The 15444-nt window shown below is 60.9% G+C and carries 13 protein-coding genes; 6 read left to right on the top strand and 7 right to left on the bottom strand.

Annotated elements, in window-relative coordinates; genetic code table 11:
- Positions 1 to 36 precede the first annotated feature (36 nt).
- The 5 genes from QRN46_RS05455 to QRN46_RS05435 all read right to left on the bottom strand — a co-directional run bounded on the left by QRN46_RS05455 (position 37) and on the right by QRN46_RS05435 (position 6786).
- Positions 37 to 3054: a sarcosine oxidase subunit alpha gene (locus QRN46_RS05455; RefSeq protein WP_085654007.1), complete on the bottom strand. Its 3018-nt coding sequence runs from the start codon at positions 3052 to 3054 to the stop codon at positions 37 to 39.
- The gene (locus QRN46_RS05450; RefSeq protein WP_011336273.1) at positions 3051 to 3380 is read right to left on the bottom strand and encodes a sarcosine oxidase subunit delta; all 330 of its coding nucleotides are present in this window, start codon (positions 3378 to 3380) and stop codon (positions 3051 to 3053) included. Before QRN46_RS05450 ends, QRN46_RS05455 begins: the two co-directional genes overlap by 4 nt.
- A gap of 14 nt (positions 3381 to 3394) precedes the next feature.
- Positions 3395 to 4645: a sarcosine oxidase subunit beta gene (locus QRN46_RS05445; protein ID WP_003206307.1), complete on the bottom strand. Its 1251-nt coding sequence runs from the start codon at positions 4643 to 4645 to the stop codon at positions 3395 to 3397.
- 20 nt (positions 4646 to 4665) lie between these two features.
- Positions 4666 to 5919 carry a serine hydroxymethyltransferase gene (glyA, locus tag QRN46_RS05440; RefSeq protein ID WP_011336274.1) on the bottom strand — a complete coding sequence of 418 codons (1254 nt, stop codon included), beginning with the start codon at positions 5917 to 5919 and terminating at the stop codon, positions 4666 to 4668.
- Between the two features lie 156 nt (positions 5920 to 6075).
- On the bottom strand, positions 6076 to 6786 hold the full coding sequence (locus QRN46_RS05435) for a TraX family protein (protein WP_285354371.1): 711 nt from the start codon (positions 6784 to 6786) through the stop codon (positions 6076 to 6078).
- Between the two features lie 127 nt (positions 6787 to 6913).
- Between QRN46_RS05435 and QRN46_RS05430 the strand changes: the two genes are divergently transcribed.
- The 5 genes from QRN46_RS05430 (at position 6914) to QRN46_RS05410 (ending at position 11305) form a co-directional block, all read left to right on the top strand.
- A complete protein-coding gene (locus tag QRN46_RS05430) occupies positions 6914 to 7954 on the top strand; it encodes a threonine aldolase family protein (RefSeq protein WP_011336276.1) in 1041 nt (346 codons plus the stop codon).
- A gap of 122 nt (positions 7955 to 8076) precedes the next feature.
- Entirely contained in the window at positions 8077 to 8901 is an 825-nt protein-coding gene (locus QRN46_RS05425; protein ID WP_129972201.1) for an SDR family oxidoreductase, read from the top strand.
- Positions 8902 to 8991: 90 nt separating this feature from the next.
- The gene (locus QRN46_RS05420; protein WP_011336278.1) at positions 8992 to 9477 is read left to right on the top strand and encodes an Hcp family type VI secretion system effector; all 486 of its coding nucleotides are present in this window, start codon (positions 8992 to 8994) and stop codon (positions 9475 to 9477) included.
- Positions 9474 to 10922 carry a hypothetical protein gene (locus QRN46_RS05415; RefSeq protein WP_011336279.1) on the top strand — a complete coding sequence of 483 codons (1449 nt, stop codon included), beginning with the start codon at positions 9474 to 9476 and terminating at the stop codon, positions 10920 to 10922. The genes QRN46_RS05420 and QRN46_RS05415 overlap by 4 nt, the downstream gene beginning before the upstream one ends.
- A complete protein-coding gene (locus tag QRN46_RS05410; protein ID WP_011336280.1) occupies positions 10919 to 11305 on the top strand; it encodes a hypothetical protein in 387 nt (128 codons plus the stop codon). Before QRN46_RS05415 ends, QRN46_RS05410 begins: the two co-directional genes overlap by 4 nt.
- A 67-nt stretch (positions 11306 to 11372) precedes the next feature.
- On the opposite strand, the gene gbcB is transcribed toward QRN46_RS05410, so the two are convergent.
- The gene (gbcB, locus tag QRN46_RS05405; protein ID WP_011336281.1) at positions 11373 to 12473 is read right to left on the bottom strand and encodes a glycine betaine monooxygenase reductase subunit; all 1101 of its coding nucleotides are present in this window, start codon (positions 12471 to 12473) and stop codon (positions 11373 to 11375) included.
- Between the two features lie 281 nt (positions 12474 to 12754).
- On the opposite strand from gbcB, the gene gbca reads away from it, so the two are divergent.
- A complete protein-coding gene (gene gbca / locus QRN46_RS05400) occupies positions 12755 to 14047 on the top strand; it encodes a glycine betaine monooxygenase oxygenase subunit (RefSeq protein WP_201817868.1) in 1293 nt (430 codons plus the stop codon).
- A gap of 151 nt (positions 14048 to 14198) precedes the next feature.
- Here the strand turns inward: gbca and QRN46_RS05395 are convergent, their stop codons facing one another.
- Positions 14199 to 15443 (bottom strand): metallophosphoesterase family protein, encoded by a 1245-nt coding sequence (locus tag QRN46_RS05395; protein WP_221615996.1) that lies wholly within the window; start codon positions 15441 to 15443, stop codon positions 14199 to 14201.
- Between the last annotated feature and the right edge of the window lies 1 nt (position 15444).

Genomic DNA, 15444 nt, shown 5'->3' with positions numbered 1-15444 from the left:
CGGTGTCGCTCCCGCGCCAGGCGCGGGAGCGATCAATTAGATGTTCTGGCGATCGCCTTTCGGATCGAAGAACACCGAAGAAACGATTTCCGCCTCGATCACGCTGCCATCCGCCAGCGGTGCGAACACCCGCTCGCCCATGCGCTTGAGACCGCCCTTCACCACGCCCATGGCAAACGAATAGCCGAGGGAGTTGTGCGCATAGCTGGAGGTCACGTGGCCGACCATGGTCATCGGGATCGACTGCTTGGTGTTGAACACCAGCTGTGCACCTTCCGGCAGCCAGACGTTCGGATCGATCGGTTTCAGGCCGACAAGCTGTTTACGCTGGTCACGCACGCAGTCTTCACGGTTCATGCCGCGCTGGCCGATCCACGAGAACGGTTTGGTGCGGCCAACGCACCAGCCCATGTTCAGGTCGTCCGGGGTCATCGAGCCGTCGGTGTCCTGGCCGACGATGATGAAGCCCTTCTCGGCCCGCAGAACGTGCATGGTTTCGGTGCCGTAAGGCGTCAGGTTGTACTGCTTGCCCGCCTCGACAATCTTCTCCAAAACACCCATCGCGTAATCGGCCTGGACGTTGACTTCGTACGACAGCTCACCGGTGAACGAGATACGGAACACCCGCGCCGGCACACCGCCGACCAAACCTTCTTTCCAGGTCATGAACGGAAACGCTTCATTGGCCAGGTCGATGTCGGTCACGGCGCTGAGCAGCTTGCGGCTGTTCGGGCCGGACAGGGTCATGGTCGCCCAGTGGTCGGTGACAGAGGTGAAGTACACCTTCAGGTCCGGCCATTCGGTCTGGTGGTACAGCTCCAGCCACTGCAGTACGCGAGCCGCACCGCCGGTGGTGGTGGTCATGACGAAATGGTTGTCGGCCAGACACGCCGTCACACCGTCGTCGAAGACCATGCCGTCTTCCTTGCACATCAGGCCGTAACGGGCCTTGCCCACGTCGAGCTTGGTCCAGGCGTTGGTGTACACGCGGTTGAGGAACTCGCGGGCGTCCGGGCCCTGGATGTCGATCTTGCCCAGGGTCGAAGCGTCCAGCAGACCGACGCTGTCGCGCACGGCCTTGCATTCGCGTTTGACGGCGGCATGCATGTCTTCGCCGTTTTTCGGGAAGTACCACGGACGCTTCCACTGACCGACGTCTTCGAACTCGGCGCCGTTTTTCAGGTGCCATTGATGCAGTGCGGTGTAACGCACCGGTTCGAAGATGTGCCCGCAGTGACGGCCGGCTACCGCGCCAAACGTCACCGGCGTGTAGTTCGGACGGAACATCGTGGTGCCCATCTGCGGGATGGTCACGTTCAGCGAACGGGCGGCAATCGCCAGACCGTTGACGTTGCCGAGCTTGCCCTGATCGGTGCCGAAGCCCAGCGCGGTGTAGCGTTTGACGTGCTCGACCGACTCGAAACCTTCGCGGGTCGCCAGTTCGATGGCGGCGGCGGTCACGTCGTTCTGCAGGTCGACGAATTGCTTCGGCGCCCGCGAAGTGCCCTTCTCGTGCGGAACCTGGAACAGCGCCAACGTCGGCTCTTCCAGACGGCTCAGGGCTTTCGGCAACACGGCTTCAACGGTCTGGAAACCGGCTTCGGACGCAGCGCGCACGCCGCCTTCAAAACCGTCGGCCAGGGAGTCGCCGAGGCCGTAGACACCATTGATGCCACCGACGCACACACGTTTCTGCGGTGCTTCGCCCGGTACGAAGCCGAGGATGTCTTCGCGCCAGATCGGCTTGCCGCCGAGGTGCGACGCCAGGTGAACCACCGGACTGTAACCGCCGGAGCTGGCGATCAGGTCGCAGTCGAGCCATTCGCCCGGGCTGGTGACCTTGTGGCCTTTGACATCGATCGCCGCCACGCGGGCAGCGGTCACGTGCTTGCTGCCACGGGCCTCGATCACGGCGCTGCCGGTGAGGATGCGAATGCCTTTGGCGCGCGCTTCTTCAACCAGTGCGCCACGCGGATTGCTGCGGGCGTCGGCGATGGCGACGACTTGCAGGCTGGCGTCGAGCCAGTCCAGCGCCACGCGGTAGGCGTGATCGTTGTTGGTCGACAGCACCAGTTTCTTGCCCGGTGCCACGCCGTAACGGCGCACGTAAGTCGACACCGCACCAGCCAGCATGTTGCCCGGCACGTCGTTGTTGCCGTAGACCAGCGGACGCTCGTGAGCACCGGTCGCCAGCACCACGCGCTTGGCGCGGACGCGGTGGATGCGCTGACGCACCTGGCCGATCGGCGCGCGGTCACCGAGGTGATCGGTGAGGCGTTCGTGAATGGTCAGGAAGTTATGGTCGTGGTAGCCGTTGACCGTGGCGCGCGGCAACAGCAGCACGTCCGGGGTGTTCTTCAGCTCAGCGATGACGCTGGCGACCCACTCCATCGCAGGCTTGCCGTCGAGGCTTTCGCGGGAATCGAGCAGGCTGCCGCCGAACTCTTCCTGCTCGTCGGCGATGATCACCCGGGCACCGCTGCGCGCAGCGGCCAGGGCAGCGGCCAGACCGGCCGGGCCGGCGCCGACGATCAGCACGTCGCAGTGCTGGTTCATGTAGTCGTAAGTGTCCGGATCGACTTCGGTCGGCGAACGACCAAGACCTGCGGCCTTGCGAATGTACTTCTCGTAAGTCATCCAGAACGATTGCGGGTACATGAAGGTTTTGTAGTAGAAACCCGGCGGCATCAGCTTGCCGCCGACCTTGCCGAGAATCCCCATCATGTCGTTGTTGACGCTCGGCCAGCCGTTGGTGCTGGTGGCGACCAGGCCCTGGTACAACGCCTGTTGCGTGGCGCGCACGTTAGGAATCTGGGTGGCTTCGGTCGCGCCGATTTGCAGGACAGCGTTCGGCTCTTCGGCACCGGCGGCGAAGATGCCGCGCGGACGCGAATACTTGAAGCTGCGGCCAATGATGTCGACGCCGTTGGCCAGCAGGGCGGCGGCCAGCGAGTCGCCTTCAAACCCTTTGTAGGTCTGGCCATTGAAGGTGAAGCTCAGCACTTTGTTGCGGTCGATCCGTCCACCGTTGGACAGGCGATTGGTCTGGCTCATACCTTCTCTCCCAGCGCCGTCGTGGCTGTTTTCGCAGTGTCAGCCTTGTCGGTGAATTGCGGCTTGGTGCCGATCTTGTAGGTTTCGAGAATCTCGTAGGTCACGGTGTCGCGGGTGACGTTGAAGTACTGGCGGCAACCGGCGACGTGATCCCACAACTCGTGGTGCAGACCGCGAGGGTTGTCGCGGAAGAACATGTAGTCGCCCCACTCCTCGTCGGTGCAGCTGTTCGGATCCAGCGGACGCGGAATGTGCGCCTGACCGGATGCGTGGAATTCCTCTTCGGAGCGCAGTTCGCCGCAGTGAGGACAGAAGATATGCAACATGGGGATTTCTCCTGTTAGTGGGCGACAGCCGCAGCGCCGTGTTCGTCGATCAACGCACCGTTGTGGAAACGGTCGATGGAGAAAGGTGCGGCCAGCGGGTGCATTTCACCCTTGGCCAGGCTTGCGGCAAACACGTTGCCCGAGCCAGGTGTGGCCTTGAAGCCGCCGGTGCCCCAACCGCAGTTGAAGAACATGTTCGGTACCGGGGTTTTCGAAATGATCGGGCAGGCGTCCGGCGTGGTGTCGACGATGCCGCCCCACTGACGGTTCATGCGCACTCGCGACAGCACCGGGAACATCTCGACGATGGCCTGGATGGTGTGCTCGATCACCGGGTACGAACCGCGCTGGCCGTAGCCGTTGTAGCCGTCGATACCGGCGCCGATCACCAGGTCGCCCTTGTCGGACTGGCTGATGTAACCGTGCACGGCGTTGGACATGATCACGCTGTCGATGATCGGTTTGATCGGCTCGGACACCAGCGCTTGCAGCGGGTGGGATTCGATCGGCAGACGGAAACCGGCGAGCTTGGCCATGTGCCCGGAGTTACCGGCGGTGACCACGCCGACGCGCTTGGCGCCGATGAAGCCCTTGTTGGTTTCAACGCCGATGCACACACCGTTTTCCTTGCGGAAACCGATCACTTCGGTCTGCTGGATCAGGTCCACACCGAGGGCGTCTGCGGCACGGGCAAAGCCCCAGGCCACGGCATCGTGACGGGCCACGCCGCCGCGACGCTGAACGGTCGCGCCCATCACCGGGTAGCGGGTGTTTTTCGAGCAGTCGAGGTACGGAATTTCGTCCGCGACCTGCTTGGCGTTGAGCAGTTCGCCGTCGACGCCGTTGAGGCGGTTGGCGCTGACCCGACGCTCGGAATCACGGATGTCCTGCAGGGTGTGGCACAGGTTGTAGACGCCGCGCTGGGAGAACATCACGTTGTAGTTCAGGTCCTGCGACAGGCCTTCCCACAGTTTCATCGCGTGTTCGTACAGGTGCGCCGACTCGTCCCACAGGTAGTTGGAGCGAACGATGGTGGTGTTGCGCGCGGTGTTACCGCCGCCCAGCCAGCCCTTCTCGACCACGGCCACGTTGGTGATGCCGTGCTCTTTGGCCAGATAGTAAGCCGTCGCCAGACCGTGCCCGCCGCCGCCGACGATGACCACGTCGTAGACCTTTTTCGGGGTCGGCGTGCGCCACATGCGCTGCCAGTTTTCGTGGTGGCTGAGGGAGTGTTTGAAGAGGCCGAAGCCCGAATAGCGTTGCATAGTCATGTACTCCAGAACGCTCAGCGATAAACCGGGAAGTCAGCGCACAGGGCCGAAACCTGCTGGGCGACGTTGGCCTCGACATCGGCATCGCCGAGGTTGTCGAGGATGTCGCAGATCCAGCCGGCCAGCGTCACGCACTGGGTCACCTTGAAGCCGCGAGTGGTCACCGCCGGGGTGCCGATGCGCAGGCCGGAGGTCACGAACGGCGACTGCGGGTCGTTCGGTACGGCGTTCTTGTTGACGGTGATGTGAGCGCGACCGAGGGCGGCGTCGGCGTCCTTACCGGTGAGGCCCTGACGGATCAGGCTGACCAGGAACAGGTGGTTGTCGGTGCCGCCGGACACTACATCGTAGCCACGTTTGATAAAGACGCTCGCCATCGCCTGGGCGTTGTCGATCACTTGTTGCTGATAGGCCTTGAAGCCGGGCTCCAGCGCTTCCTTGAAGCACACGGCCTTGCCGGCGATAACGTGCATCAGCGGGCCGCCCTGGGCGCCGGGGAATACCGCGGCGTTGAGCTTCTTCTCGATTTCTTCGTTGGCCTTGGCCAGGATCAGGCCGCCACGGGGACCGCGCAGGGTCTTGTGCGTCGTGGTGGTGACCACGTCGGCGTACGGCAGCGGGTTCGGGTACAGACCGGCGGCCACCAGTCCGGCGACGTGGGCCATGTCGACGAACAGCAGCGCACCGACCTTGTCGGCAATCTGACGGAAGCGCGGGAAGTCGAGGGTTTTCGAGTAGGCCGAGAAACCGGCGACGATCATCTTCGGCTTGCACTCGACAGCCAGACGCTCGACTTCGTCGTAATCGATCAGGCCGGTCTTAGTGTCGATGCCGTACTGCACGGCGTTGTACAGCTTGCCCGAGGACGAAACCTTGGCGCCGTGGGTCAGGTGACCACCGTGGGCCAGGCTCATGCCGAGGATGGTGTCGCCTGCTTGCAGCAGGGCCAGGTACACGGCGCTGTTGGCCGAAGAACCGGAGTGCGGCTGGACGTTGGCGTAATCGGCGCCGAACAGTTGCTTGGCGCGTTCGATGGCCAGGGCTTCGACCTTGTCGACGTGCTCGCAGCCACCGTAGTAGCGCTTGCCCGGATAGCCTTCGGCGTATTTGTTGGTCAGGCCGCTGCCTTGCGCTTGCATGACGCGTTTGCTGGTGTAGTTCTCCGACGCGATCAGCTCGATGTGATCTTCCTGACGTTGCTCCTCGGCATTCATCGCCGCCAGCAGTGCATCGTCGTAACCCTGGATCTGGTCTTGCTTGCTGAACATCGCGTCTCTCCCAGCGGCATCTGTGCGCCATTCGTCTCGGTAAGGCACGGCGTTCAGCCAGTGCCCTTTGATGCGATGGTATGGCCGGCGCAGGGAGGTCAAATGCCTACGGACGCCACGCAAAGGTGCGTTTACGACATGGCGGCGGCGACGGACTCAAACAAGTAGCTGGCGCAAGGCCAGAAGAACCACGAAATGCGCGGGATAGAGCGCATACGCCCAGCGCCGCATGGGTGGCGCGTGGAGGTAAATGGCGTGTCGCAGCAGGAACATTCCGAGCAATGGCGCCATCAGGCAGGTCGCAATGCCGCCGATGGCGACCAAGTTGCCGAACTGCGCGGATTCGAAGAGCACCTGCCACTGATTCGCCGCCAGACACACCAGCCCCGGCAGCAGGCTGAAACACCAGGGTTTGCGAAACACCAGCAACATCGCCAATGGCAGCAGGACGCCGAACAGACCGAACATCAGTCGCTCCGGGAACATCGCCGCCAACAGCAACGCGCCGACGGCCAGCAATCGCGAAATCAGCACTCGCTCCTGCCAGCCCCGCGCCACCAACAGGCCCAGCGCCAGGGTGGGCATCACGTTCAGGGTGTCGGGCTCCGGAATGTACAAACGGTAGGGAATCTCGCTGAGCAGGCTGAACAGCAGCAACCAGCCCAGATAGCGCCATTCGGTCTTGCGCGCGCCGTCTCGGGCCAGGTTCGCCGCCATCGCCACGCAGAACCACGGGAACGCCAGCCGCCCCGGCACATACAGCCAATCGGCGCTGATCCCGACATATCGCAGGTGATCGAGCAGCATGCTCAGCAGCGCCAGCCACTTGAGCAGATCGAGTGCGCCGTCACGCTGGCTCAGGTGCATAATCGGCTCGCATCCTTGTAAAGTTCTGACAGCGACATCCCGTGTGCTCCCCGGATGATCTTCGGTAAAGTGCGCACCCTCATTGACCAACGGAGCGCCACAAGCGCACCGATCACGGAAGCCGGCCATGACCGACAAGAGCCAACAATTCGCCAGCGACAACTACTCCGGTATCTGCCCTGAAGCCTGGGCTGCCATGGAACAGGCCAACCACGGCCACCAGCGCGCCTATGGCGACGATGAATGGACAGCCCGCGCCTCGGATGATTTCCGTAAGCTGTTCGAGACCGACTGCGAAGTGTTCTTCGCCTTCAACGGCACCGCCGCCAACTCGCTGGCGCTGTCGTCGCTGTGCCAGAGTTACCACAGCGTGATCTGCTCGGAAACCGCCCACGTCGAAACCGACGAATGCGGCGCGCCGGAATTCTTCTCCAACGGCTCGAAACTGCTGATCGCCGGCACTGAAAACGGCAAGATCACCCCGGCCTCGATCCGCGAAGTCGCCCTCAAGCGCCAGGACATCCACTACCCGAAACCGCGCGTGGTGACGCTGACCCAGGCCACCGAGGTCGGCAGTGTCTACACCCCGGAAGAAGTCCGTGCCATCAGCGACACCTGCAAGGAACTGGGCCTGAACCTGCACATGGACGGCGCGCGGTTCTCCAACGCCTGCGCCTTCCTCGGCTGCTCGCCGGCGGATCTGACCTGGAAGGCCGGCGTCGACGTGCTGTGCTTCGGCGGCACGAAAAACGGCATGGCGGTGGGTGAGGCGATCCTGTTCTTCAACCACAAACTGGCCGAAGACTTCGACTACCGCTGCAAACAGGCCGGGCAACTGGCTTCGAAGATGCGTTTCCTGTCGGCGCCGTGGGTCGGCATCCTGGAAAACGACGCCTGGCTCAAATACGCCCGCCACGCCAACCACTGCGCGCAACTGCTGGCCGAACTGGTCAGCGACATCCCGGGCGTGGAACTGATGTTCCCGGTCCAGGCCAACGGCGTGTTCCTGCAACTCTCGGAACCGGCCATCGCCGCCCTGACCGCGCGCGGCTGGCGCTTCTACACCTTCATCGGCAAGGGCGGCGCGCGCTTCATGTGCTCGTGGGACACCGAAGAGGAACGCGTACGCGAACTGGCGCGCGACATCCGCGAAGTCATGTCGGCCTGATCGCCTCCCCGTGGCGCGGGAGCCTGCTCCCACGCCACAGCTCCTCCCCCTCCTGTTTCAGCTCCATCGTCTACATTGTCTGTCGAGCCATCGCTCACATAACAATAAGCAGGAGCTTGCGCATGTCGCTAAAAGGCAAAACCTTGTTCATCACTGGCGCCAGCCGTGGCATCGGGCGCGAGATTGCGCTGCGGGCTGCACAGGACGGGGCCAATATCGTGATCGCGGCCAAGAGCGCCGAGCCGCACGCCAAGTTGCCCGGCACCATCCACAGCGTCGCCGCTGAAGTCGAAGCGGCCGGCGGCAAGGCCCTGGCGCTGCAACTGGATGTGCGGGATGAGGAGGCGGTGCGACAGGCGCTGGCCCAGGCCAATCAACATTTTGGCGGGATCGATGCGCTGGTGAACAACGCCGGGGCGATCAAGTTGACCGGTGTGCAGCACATCGAACTCAAGCGTTTCGACCTGATGCACCAGATCAACACCCGCGCGGTGTTGCTGTGCAGCCAGGCGGCCTTGCCCTACCTGAAGAAATCCTCCGGGCACATCCTTAACCTGTCACCGCCGCTGAATCTGGCCAGTAAGTGGTTCGCCCAGTACAGCCCCTACACCGTGACCAAGTACGGCATGAGCATGCTGACGGTCGGGATGAGCGAGGAGTTTGCCAACTACGGCATCAGCGTCAATTCGCTGTGGCCGCAGACCATGATTGCCACGGCGGCCATCGAGTTTCAGCTGGGCAATCGGGAGTCGTTCAAGCATGCGCGCACGCCAGCGATCATGGCGGATGCGGCGCATGTGATTCTGAGCAGCAGCGGGCGGCGGATTACCGGGCGGTTGTTGATTGATGAAGAGATCTTGCGCGAAAGCGGCGTGAGCGAATTCGACCACTATCGGTTTGAGCCGAAGAGTGACGCGAAGTTGATGACGGATCTGTTTATCGACTGAGCATTTTCAGAATAAACCTACACCAGGACCTACATAAACCAAACAGGCTTCGCCATAGACTGCCTGCTCCTTTTTCGAGGAGTGCTGACTATGGCGAACCCTGCCTACATGACCATTACCGGCAAGACTCAAGGCCTTATTTCAGCCGGGTGTTCGACCCCGGAATCGGTCGGCAACAAATACCAAAAAGCCCATACCGATGAAATCATGGTGTTCGCCTTGAGCCATGAAATGCGCCGCGACAACAACCTCGGCAAAGCCGTCCACCAACCGGTCATCATCACCAAAGCGGTCGACAAATCCTCCCCCTTGCTGGCCCAGGCGCATTCGAACAGCGAAGAACTCGAATGCACGATCAGCCTTTACCGAACCTCGCCTCAAGGTCAGCAGGAGAAGTTTTATTCAATTTCCCTCGATGGGGCCGTTCTGGCTGAACTCTCGCAGGAAGTGCCCCACGTCATTCTGCAAAACGACGCTCAACCTCAAGAACAACTGGCCATTCGTTACCGCGGCATCAGTTGGGTACACCACATTGCGGGCACCACCGGCCATACCTCGTGGGGTAGCCAGGATTGAACCCTCGACCACATGATCCCTGCGGCGTTGAGGATGCCGCCGGCAATCTGCTCGGCCAGGCGCTGACCGCCAGTGCTCGCCATCTGGCGTTCGGCATCGCGCGTGTGCAGTTCAATCAACAAGTCGCATATTTCGCCAAGCACATCACCGATGAGGTTGCCGCCGGACGCCTGACTCCGGAGCAGGGAATCCTTGCGCTTGTGCAGGAACAACACAACCTGCTGAACCAGTCTCGGATCCTGCAGCAAAACAGGCACGGAGCGATCACCGGCACGGCCAAGGCACGACGCTTGTCGATGCTCCCACAGCCTGCAGCAACTCCCGATCCGGAACGTCTGCTGCGGGCCGCTCACCAGCAGAACCTGAAAGTGACACGCCCGAACTCAGCCCCGCCCTCCTCTCCGCGTCCGGTCAACGACTTGCGAATGGTTCCCCGCGAGCATTGGCCGCAGGAGCTGCCGGCGCCCGAAGAGCCAGGGTTCTACATCGTGCCCAAAAGCGTGTCCGCCGAGAAACTTCAGGCGCAGCTGTTTGCGTCGCCAAACCCGAGTGTCATCGCCAAATTCAAAAGCCTGAATCCACTGGAGGACGTGGTGAAGGCCGGATCGATGATTGTTCTGAGTGATCCAGACAATCAGCAATGCACCTATGAAGAATCACTGCTGATGGAAACCGCGCACATCGTCAGCATGGCGCTGGCGCCGTTGACGGTGGAAGAGGCGGACTTTTTTGCCCAGCACTATGAGGTCATCAGACGGACGCTTTCAGATGGGTCAAAAGTTATTGGGGTTGGTACTGCCATGGCGGCTAATCATCTGGATGGCATAAAAGCCGCTTTGAAAGAAATTGAGGCATTGCATATCAGCACTATCGAGACCAATGGCAGCCTGAACTCAAAAGCATTCAAAAAGCGGCGCGCCGAATTACTTCAACGGCTGGACGGACAGCTAACCGGATTGACGAAGAAAGTCATTGGCCTCCCTGATCACCCAAACCTCAAGATCGCTCTAGGAATCGAGCATCCGCACCTGGTGCACCGCTGGAGGAAGGCTGGCGGCATCGGCCAGCCGCCCGGGTACGCCACTCACATTCAAGGCGTGGTGAAAGCCTCGCAATACGTAAAATATGGCGGATGGATTGGTACGGCCGTGGCTGGCGGAGCCTCGGTAATGAAGGTTCAGGATGTCTGTACGAACGAGAACGCCGAGGAGTGCGAAAAGATTAAATTCACCGAAACCGGAAGTTTTCTGGGTGGAGCTGTCGGTTCTGCTGTAGGTGCAAGCACGGCCTCCACCATTTGCGTAGCACTCGGGGTATCCAGTGCAGGAATCGGTGGGGCACTGTGCGGGATCGTGGTTGCGGGAGCCGGATCCTTTACGGTCGGCTATATGGGCGAAAAAGGCGGCGAAATCGCCGGTGAATTGATTTACGAGAAAACCCGATGAGTTATGAAACTGCAAGAGATGCCTTTATCATTCTAAACATCATAAACGTCGCCGCACTCATAATAATTAACTGCATCGTTTTATATATCGCAAAAACAAAAATAGAACTAATAATGAACAGCCTTCAAAACAGTTCGATCGCCGGAGGCCTTATGATGCTATGGCATGGAGGCGTGCGGGGGCGGATCTACATGATGGGGGAAATTTTTAGCTTCCTGAAACGTCCAGAAATCTACCTTTACCAAGGGAAACTGAGCGCAAAAGATATTAAAAATTTTCCGCCAGACTTCAAACGCACGCTACTTACACTATATAAATATCAGAGAATTTCCGGCTTAACTTTTTTGCTCTTTGGACTTCTCGCCGCATTAGAAGTTATTTAAAAACAGCAACTAATTACTTCATACGATCTCCCCTACGAGAGATCGCCCCCAAGCCTGCAAACTGAATTCAATATTCGATCCGAACATCCCCCTTCGGCACACTGCAGCAAGAAAGAATGTACCCCTCCGCCTCGTCGTCCTCGGTGATCCCGCCGTTGTGATCCATCTCCACCTCGCCGCCCAGCTTGAGCACCTTGCACGTCCCGCAGATCCCCATGCCGCAGGCTTTCGGGATCATCAGGCCGACCTTGGCAGCCGCCGCATGCACGGTCTCGCCCGGCGCGACACGGATGCTCTTGTCCGAAGAGGTGAATTCCACCAGGTGCAGATCCGCCGCCGGCACTTCCGGTGCTTCCGCTGCCTGTTCGGCCTGCTCCACCGCATCGGCACGGGCTTCCGGCGGCGTGGCGCCGAAGGATTCCTCGTGATAGCGCTTCATGTCGTAGCCGGCGTTTTCCAGCAGGCGTTTGACCGCCGTCATGTACGGCGTCGGGCCGCAGCAGAAGACTTCGCGCTCGAGGAAGTCCGGCACCATCAGTTCGAGCATCTTGTGGTTGAGGTAGCCGCGATAGCCGGCCCACGGCTCACCCAGCCCATGCTTTTCGCAGATCAGGTGCAGGCTGAAGTTGTCGATCCGCGACGCCATGTGTTCCAGCTCGCGGTGGTAAATGATGTCTTTCGGCGAGCGGGCACTGTGGATGAACGTCATGTCGACGTTGCCGTTGGTGTCGTAGAACCAGCGCGCCATGGACATCACTGGTGTGATGCCGACACCACCGCTCAGGTAGAGCACTTTCGGGCTCGGGAAATCGATGGCGTTGAACAGCCCGACCGGTCCGTGCACCGCTAGCTCCTGGCCTTCATGCAGGGTGTCGTGCAACCAGTTGGAGACCTTGCCCCCCGGCACGCGCTTGATGGTCACCGAAAAACTGTACGGCACCGACGGCGAGCTGGAGATGGTGTACGAACGCATGATCGGCTGGCCTTCGATCTCCAGCTCCAGGGTCACGAACTGCCCGGGCTTGAAGAAGAACAGGATCGGCTGGTCGGCCATGAAGCAGAAGGTGCGCACATCCCAGGTTTCCTGGATGACTTTGACGCAACGGACGATGTGTCGGCCATTGGCCCAGGTCTGGGTGGTGACCGGATTCAGGAAGCTGTTCGACATGCTGTTCTCCACGGCCGACTGTCGGCCTTCATGTGGCGATTCTGCGTATAGCGCGAACGCCCCGTTTACCTATCCGCGACATTGACATACTTATCGCGACCAGCCCCCAACCACCGGGGGTTGCGCGTCGGGAACAGATTGCACCATGTCGCCCATGGATAAGGTTCCGGGCAGCGGCGGCCCCACACTCGCCCCCAACACAAACAGATTCTTTACACCTTGCGCTGCAACCCTGATCAGCCACTTTCGCGGCCACGCAGATGGCCTTGAGGAATTCATCGATGGACACCGCAAAAATCAGCCTGGGCGACCCGCTGGAACCCGCACGCAAGGCCACCGCACAAATGCTCCAGGAACGCGAGCGCACCTATTCGCTGCCGCAACCGTTCTACAGTGACGAACGCCTGTTCGATATCGACATGCAGGAGATCTTCCAGAAAGAGTGGTTGATCGCCGGCATGACCTGCGAGATCCCGGCCAAGGGCAACTACATCACCCTGCAGATCGGCAAGAACCCGATCATCGTCATTCGCGGCGCCGATGGCGTGGTGCATGCGTTCCACAACGTCTGCCGCCACCGTGGCTCGCGCCTGTGCACCAGCGACAAGGGCAAGGTCGCCAAACTGGTCTGCCACTACCACCAGTGGACGTACGAGCTGGACGGTCGCCTGCTGTTCGCCGGCACCGAAATGGGCGCCGACTTCGACATGAAGCAGTACGGTCTGAAACCGGTGAACGTTAAGACCGCCGGCGGTTACATCTTCATCAGCCTGGCGGAGAACCCGCCGGCCATCGATGACTTCCTGTCGACCCTGAACCACTACATGGAACCGTACGACATGGAAAACACCAAGGTGGCGGTGCAAACCACCTTGATGGAAAAGGCCAATTGGAAACTGGTGCTGGAAAACAACCGCGAGTGCTACCACTGCAGCGGTTCTCACCCGGAACTGTTGAAAACCCTGCTGGAATGGGACGACGTCACCGACCCCCGTGCCGATCAGGCGTTCAAGGATCACGTCGCCGCCTCCGCTGCCGCGTGGGAAGCCGAAAAGATCCCTTACGCCCACGCCAGTTTCGGCCTGCGCAACCGCATCGTGCGCATGCCGCTGCTCAAGGGCACCGTGTCGATGACCATGGACGGCAAACAGGGCTGCGCCAAGCTGATGGGCCGGATCAAGAACCCGGACCTGGGCTCGATGCGCATCCTGCACCTGCCGCACTCGTGGAACCACTGCATGGGCGACCATATCATCGTGTTCACCGTGTGGCCGATCAGCGCCCAGGAAACCATGGTCACCACCAAGTGGCTGGTGCACAAGGATGCGGTCGAAGGCGTGGATTACGACGTCGAACGCATGCGCCAGGTATGGGACGCGACCAACGATCAGGACCGTCGTCTGGCCGAAGAGAACCAGCGCGGGATCAACTCCACCGCCTACCAGCCGGGCCCGTACTCCAAGACCTATGAGTTCGGCGTGGTCAACTTCGTCGATTGGTACAGCGAGCGGATGCTGAGCAACCTCGGCGCCGAGCCTGCGCCGTACCTCAAAGGCGTGCCGGTCCAAGGCTAAAAAGCATCGCTGGCAAGTTGAATCGTGACAGATCGTTCCCACGCTCTGCGTGGGAATGCAGCCCGGGGCGCTCTGCGTCCCAAAAGCGGACGCAGAGCGTCCATTGAGGCATTCCCACGCAGAGCGTGGGAGCGATCACACAATCACCGCATCATTTCGATGACCACCTCACCGATCCATCCTCCCCGATAAACTCCTCGAAAATCTCCTCCCCCACCAACCTGATCTTCGCGTACCCGTTCAACACCCGCAGCGGGTAGTCCGGATCGTTCGCATCCTTCGTCTCCGAAAACAGCACCCGCGAATGCCCGTTCAGCTCGCTGGTGGTGCCGTAGGGAATCGCTCCGTGCCCGGCACAACGCGCATGCAGTCCGCCCTGGGCCGCATAGACAATGCCGTTGTGCAAATGGCCCCAATACCAATAATCCGGCTCACGCCCCAGCGCATCGCACACCGGTTGATACAGCGCAGTCTTGTGGTGCCCGGTGATGTCGAAGCCCTGATGGTGGCTGAGCACCATGAGTTTTTTGCGCTTCGGCAGGCCCTTCATCCATTCGATCTGCGGCTTGTTCAGCGTGCCGTCCATGTACAGGTTCATGACGTCCGAGGCGTACGCCGTATCCAGCCCGACAATCAGCCAGTCGTCATTGATCAGGGCAAAGTAACTGGTGCCCTGCTGCCCCGGAAAACGCGCGGCCAGTTCCTTGAAATAGCCGTGGGCGCCGCTGTACATCTCGTGGTTGGAATTGAGGGTGAACGAGCCGTGGGTGCCCATCGGCCAGCCGGCCATGTCGGTGTCTTCCTGGGAGTGAGTGCCGGCGTAATAGACGTCCCCCAGGTGAATGGTGAAATCGGCATTGGCCAGTTGCATCTGGTTGGCCACCGACACCGCCGGCGCATGGCTGTTGAACGGTCCGGTGCCCCAGTCGCCGGCAATCGCCAGCGTCACTTCGCGCTCCATGGTCACCAGCGCCGGATCGGTGCCGAAAGTCGCGTGATGGCGCAGGTTCTCGATCCACTTGAGCAGAGCCTCGCTCCACAGCAGATCCAGCAGTTCCCATTTGCGGCAGCCAAGCAACGTGCCGTCCTTGAGCACCTTGGTCTGCAATTGATCGGGCGATTGCGGCAACGGCGTCGCGTTGCCGATACGCAGGATCGACAAACCGTGGGCCAACTCCCACGGCACGGCCGGCTCGTCGGTCGGCAACTCGCCATGCTTGAGCACGTATTGCGCCTGATCGTGACCGCGTTGGAGCAACTTGATGATGGCCTCGAATTCCTTGGGTTCGAGTTCGCTGATGAGCTTCATCCAGGCCATTTCGATGCGCGTGAACAAGCCGTGCAGGCGCAGCTTGACCTTGTCGTATTCGTGTTTCAGATGACCGACCGCTGACATG

Origin of the sequence: Pseudomonas sp. lyk4-R2A-10, from assembly GCF_030209075.1 — a bacterium.
Lineage (GTDB): Bacteria > Pseudomonadota > Gammaproteobacteria > Pseudomonadales > Pseudomonadaceae > Aquipseudomonas > Aquipseudomonas glycinae.
The sequence above is the reverse complement of the archived record's forward strand: the minus strand, read 5'-3'. Positions and strand labels throughout refer to the sequence as shown.

Bases quoted from the DNA above. Each gene is read 5' to 3' on its own strand.
- QRN46_RS05455 (WP_085654007.1), bottom strand. From the start codon at position 3,054: ATGAGCCAGACCAATCGCCTGTCCAACGGTGGACGGATCGACCGCAAC.
- QRN46_RS05450 (WP_011336273.1), bottom strand. From the start codon at position 3,380: ATGTTGCATATCTTCTGTCCTCACTGCGGCGAACTGCGCTCCGAAGAG.
- QRN46_RS05445 (WP_003206307.1), bottom strand. From the start codon at position 4,645: ATGCAACGCTATTCGGGCTTCGGCCTCTTCAAACACTCCCTCAGCCAC.
- glyA (WP_011336274.1), bottom strand. From the start codon at position 5,919: ATGTTCAGCAAGCAAGACCAGATCCAGGGTTACGACGATGCACTGCTG.
- QRN46_RS05435 (WP_285354371.1), bottom strand. From the start codon at position 6,786: ATGCACCTGAGCCAGCGTGACGGCGCACTCGATCTGCTCAAGTGGCTG.
- QRN46_RS05430 (WP_011336276.1), top strand. From the start codon at position 6,914: ATGACCGACAAGAGCCAACAATTCGCCAGCGACAACTACTCCGGTATC.
- QRN46_RS05425 (WP_129972201.1), top strand. From the start codon at position 8,077: ATGTCGCTAAAAGGCAAAACCTTGTTCATCACTGGCGCCAGCCGTGGC.
- QRN46_RS05420 (WP_011336278.1), top strand. From the start codon at position 8,992: ATGGCGAACCCTGCCTACATGACCATTACCGGCAAGACTCAAGGCCTT.
- QRN46_RS05410 (WP_011336280.1), top strand. From the start codon at position 10,919: ATGAGTTATGAAACTGCAAGAGATGCCTTTATCATTCTAAACATCATA.
- gbcB (WP_011336281.1), bottom strand. From the start codon at position 12,473: ATGTCGAACAGCTTCCTGAATCCGGTCACCACCCAGACCTGGGCCAAT.
- gbca (WP_201817868.1), top strand. From the start codon at position 12,755: ATGGACACCGCAAAAATCAGCCTGGGCGACCCGCTGGAACCCGCACGC.
- QRN46_RS05395 (WP_221615996.1), bottom strand. From the start codon at position 15,443: ATGTCAGCGGTCGGTCATCTGAAACACGAATACGACAAGGTCAAGCTG.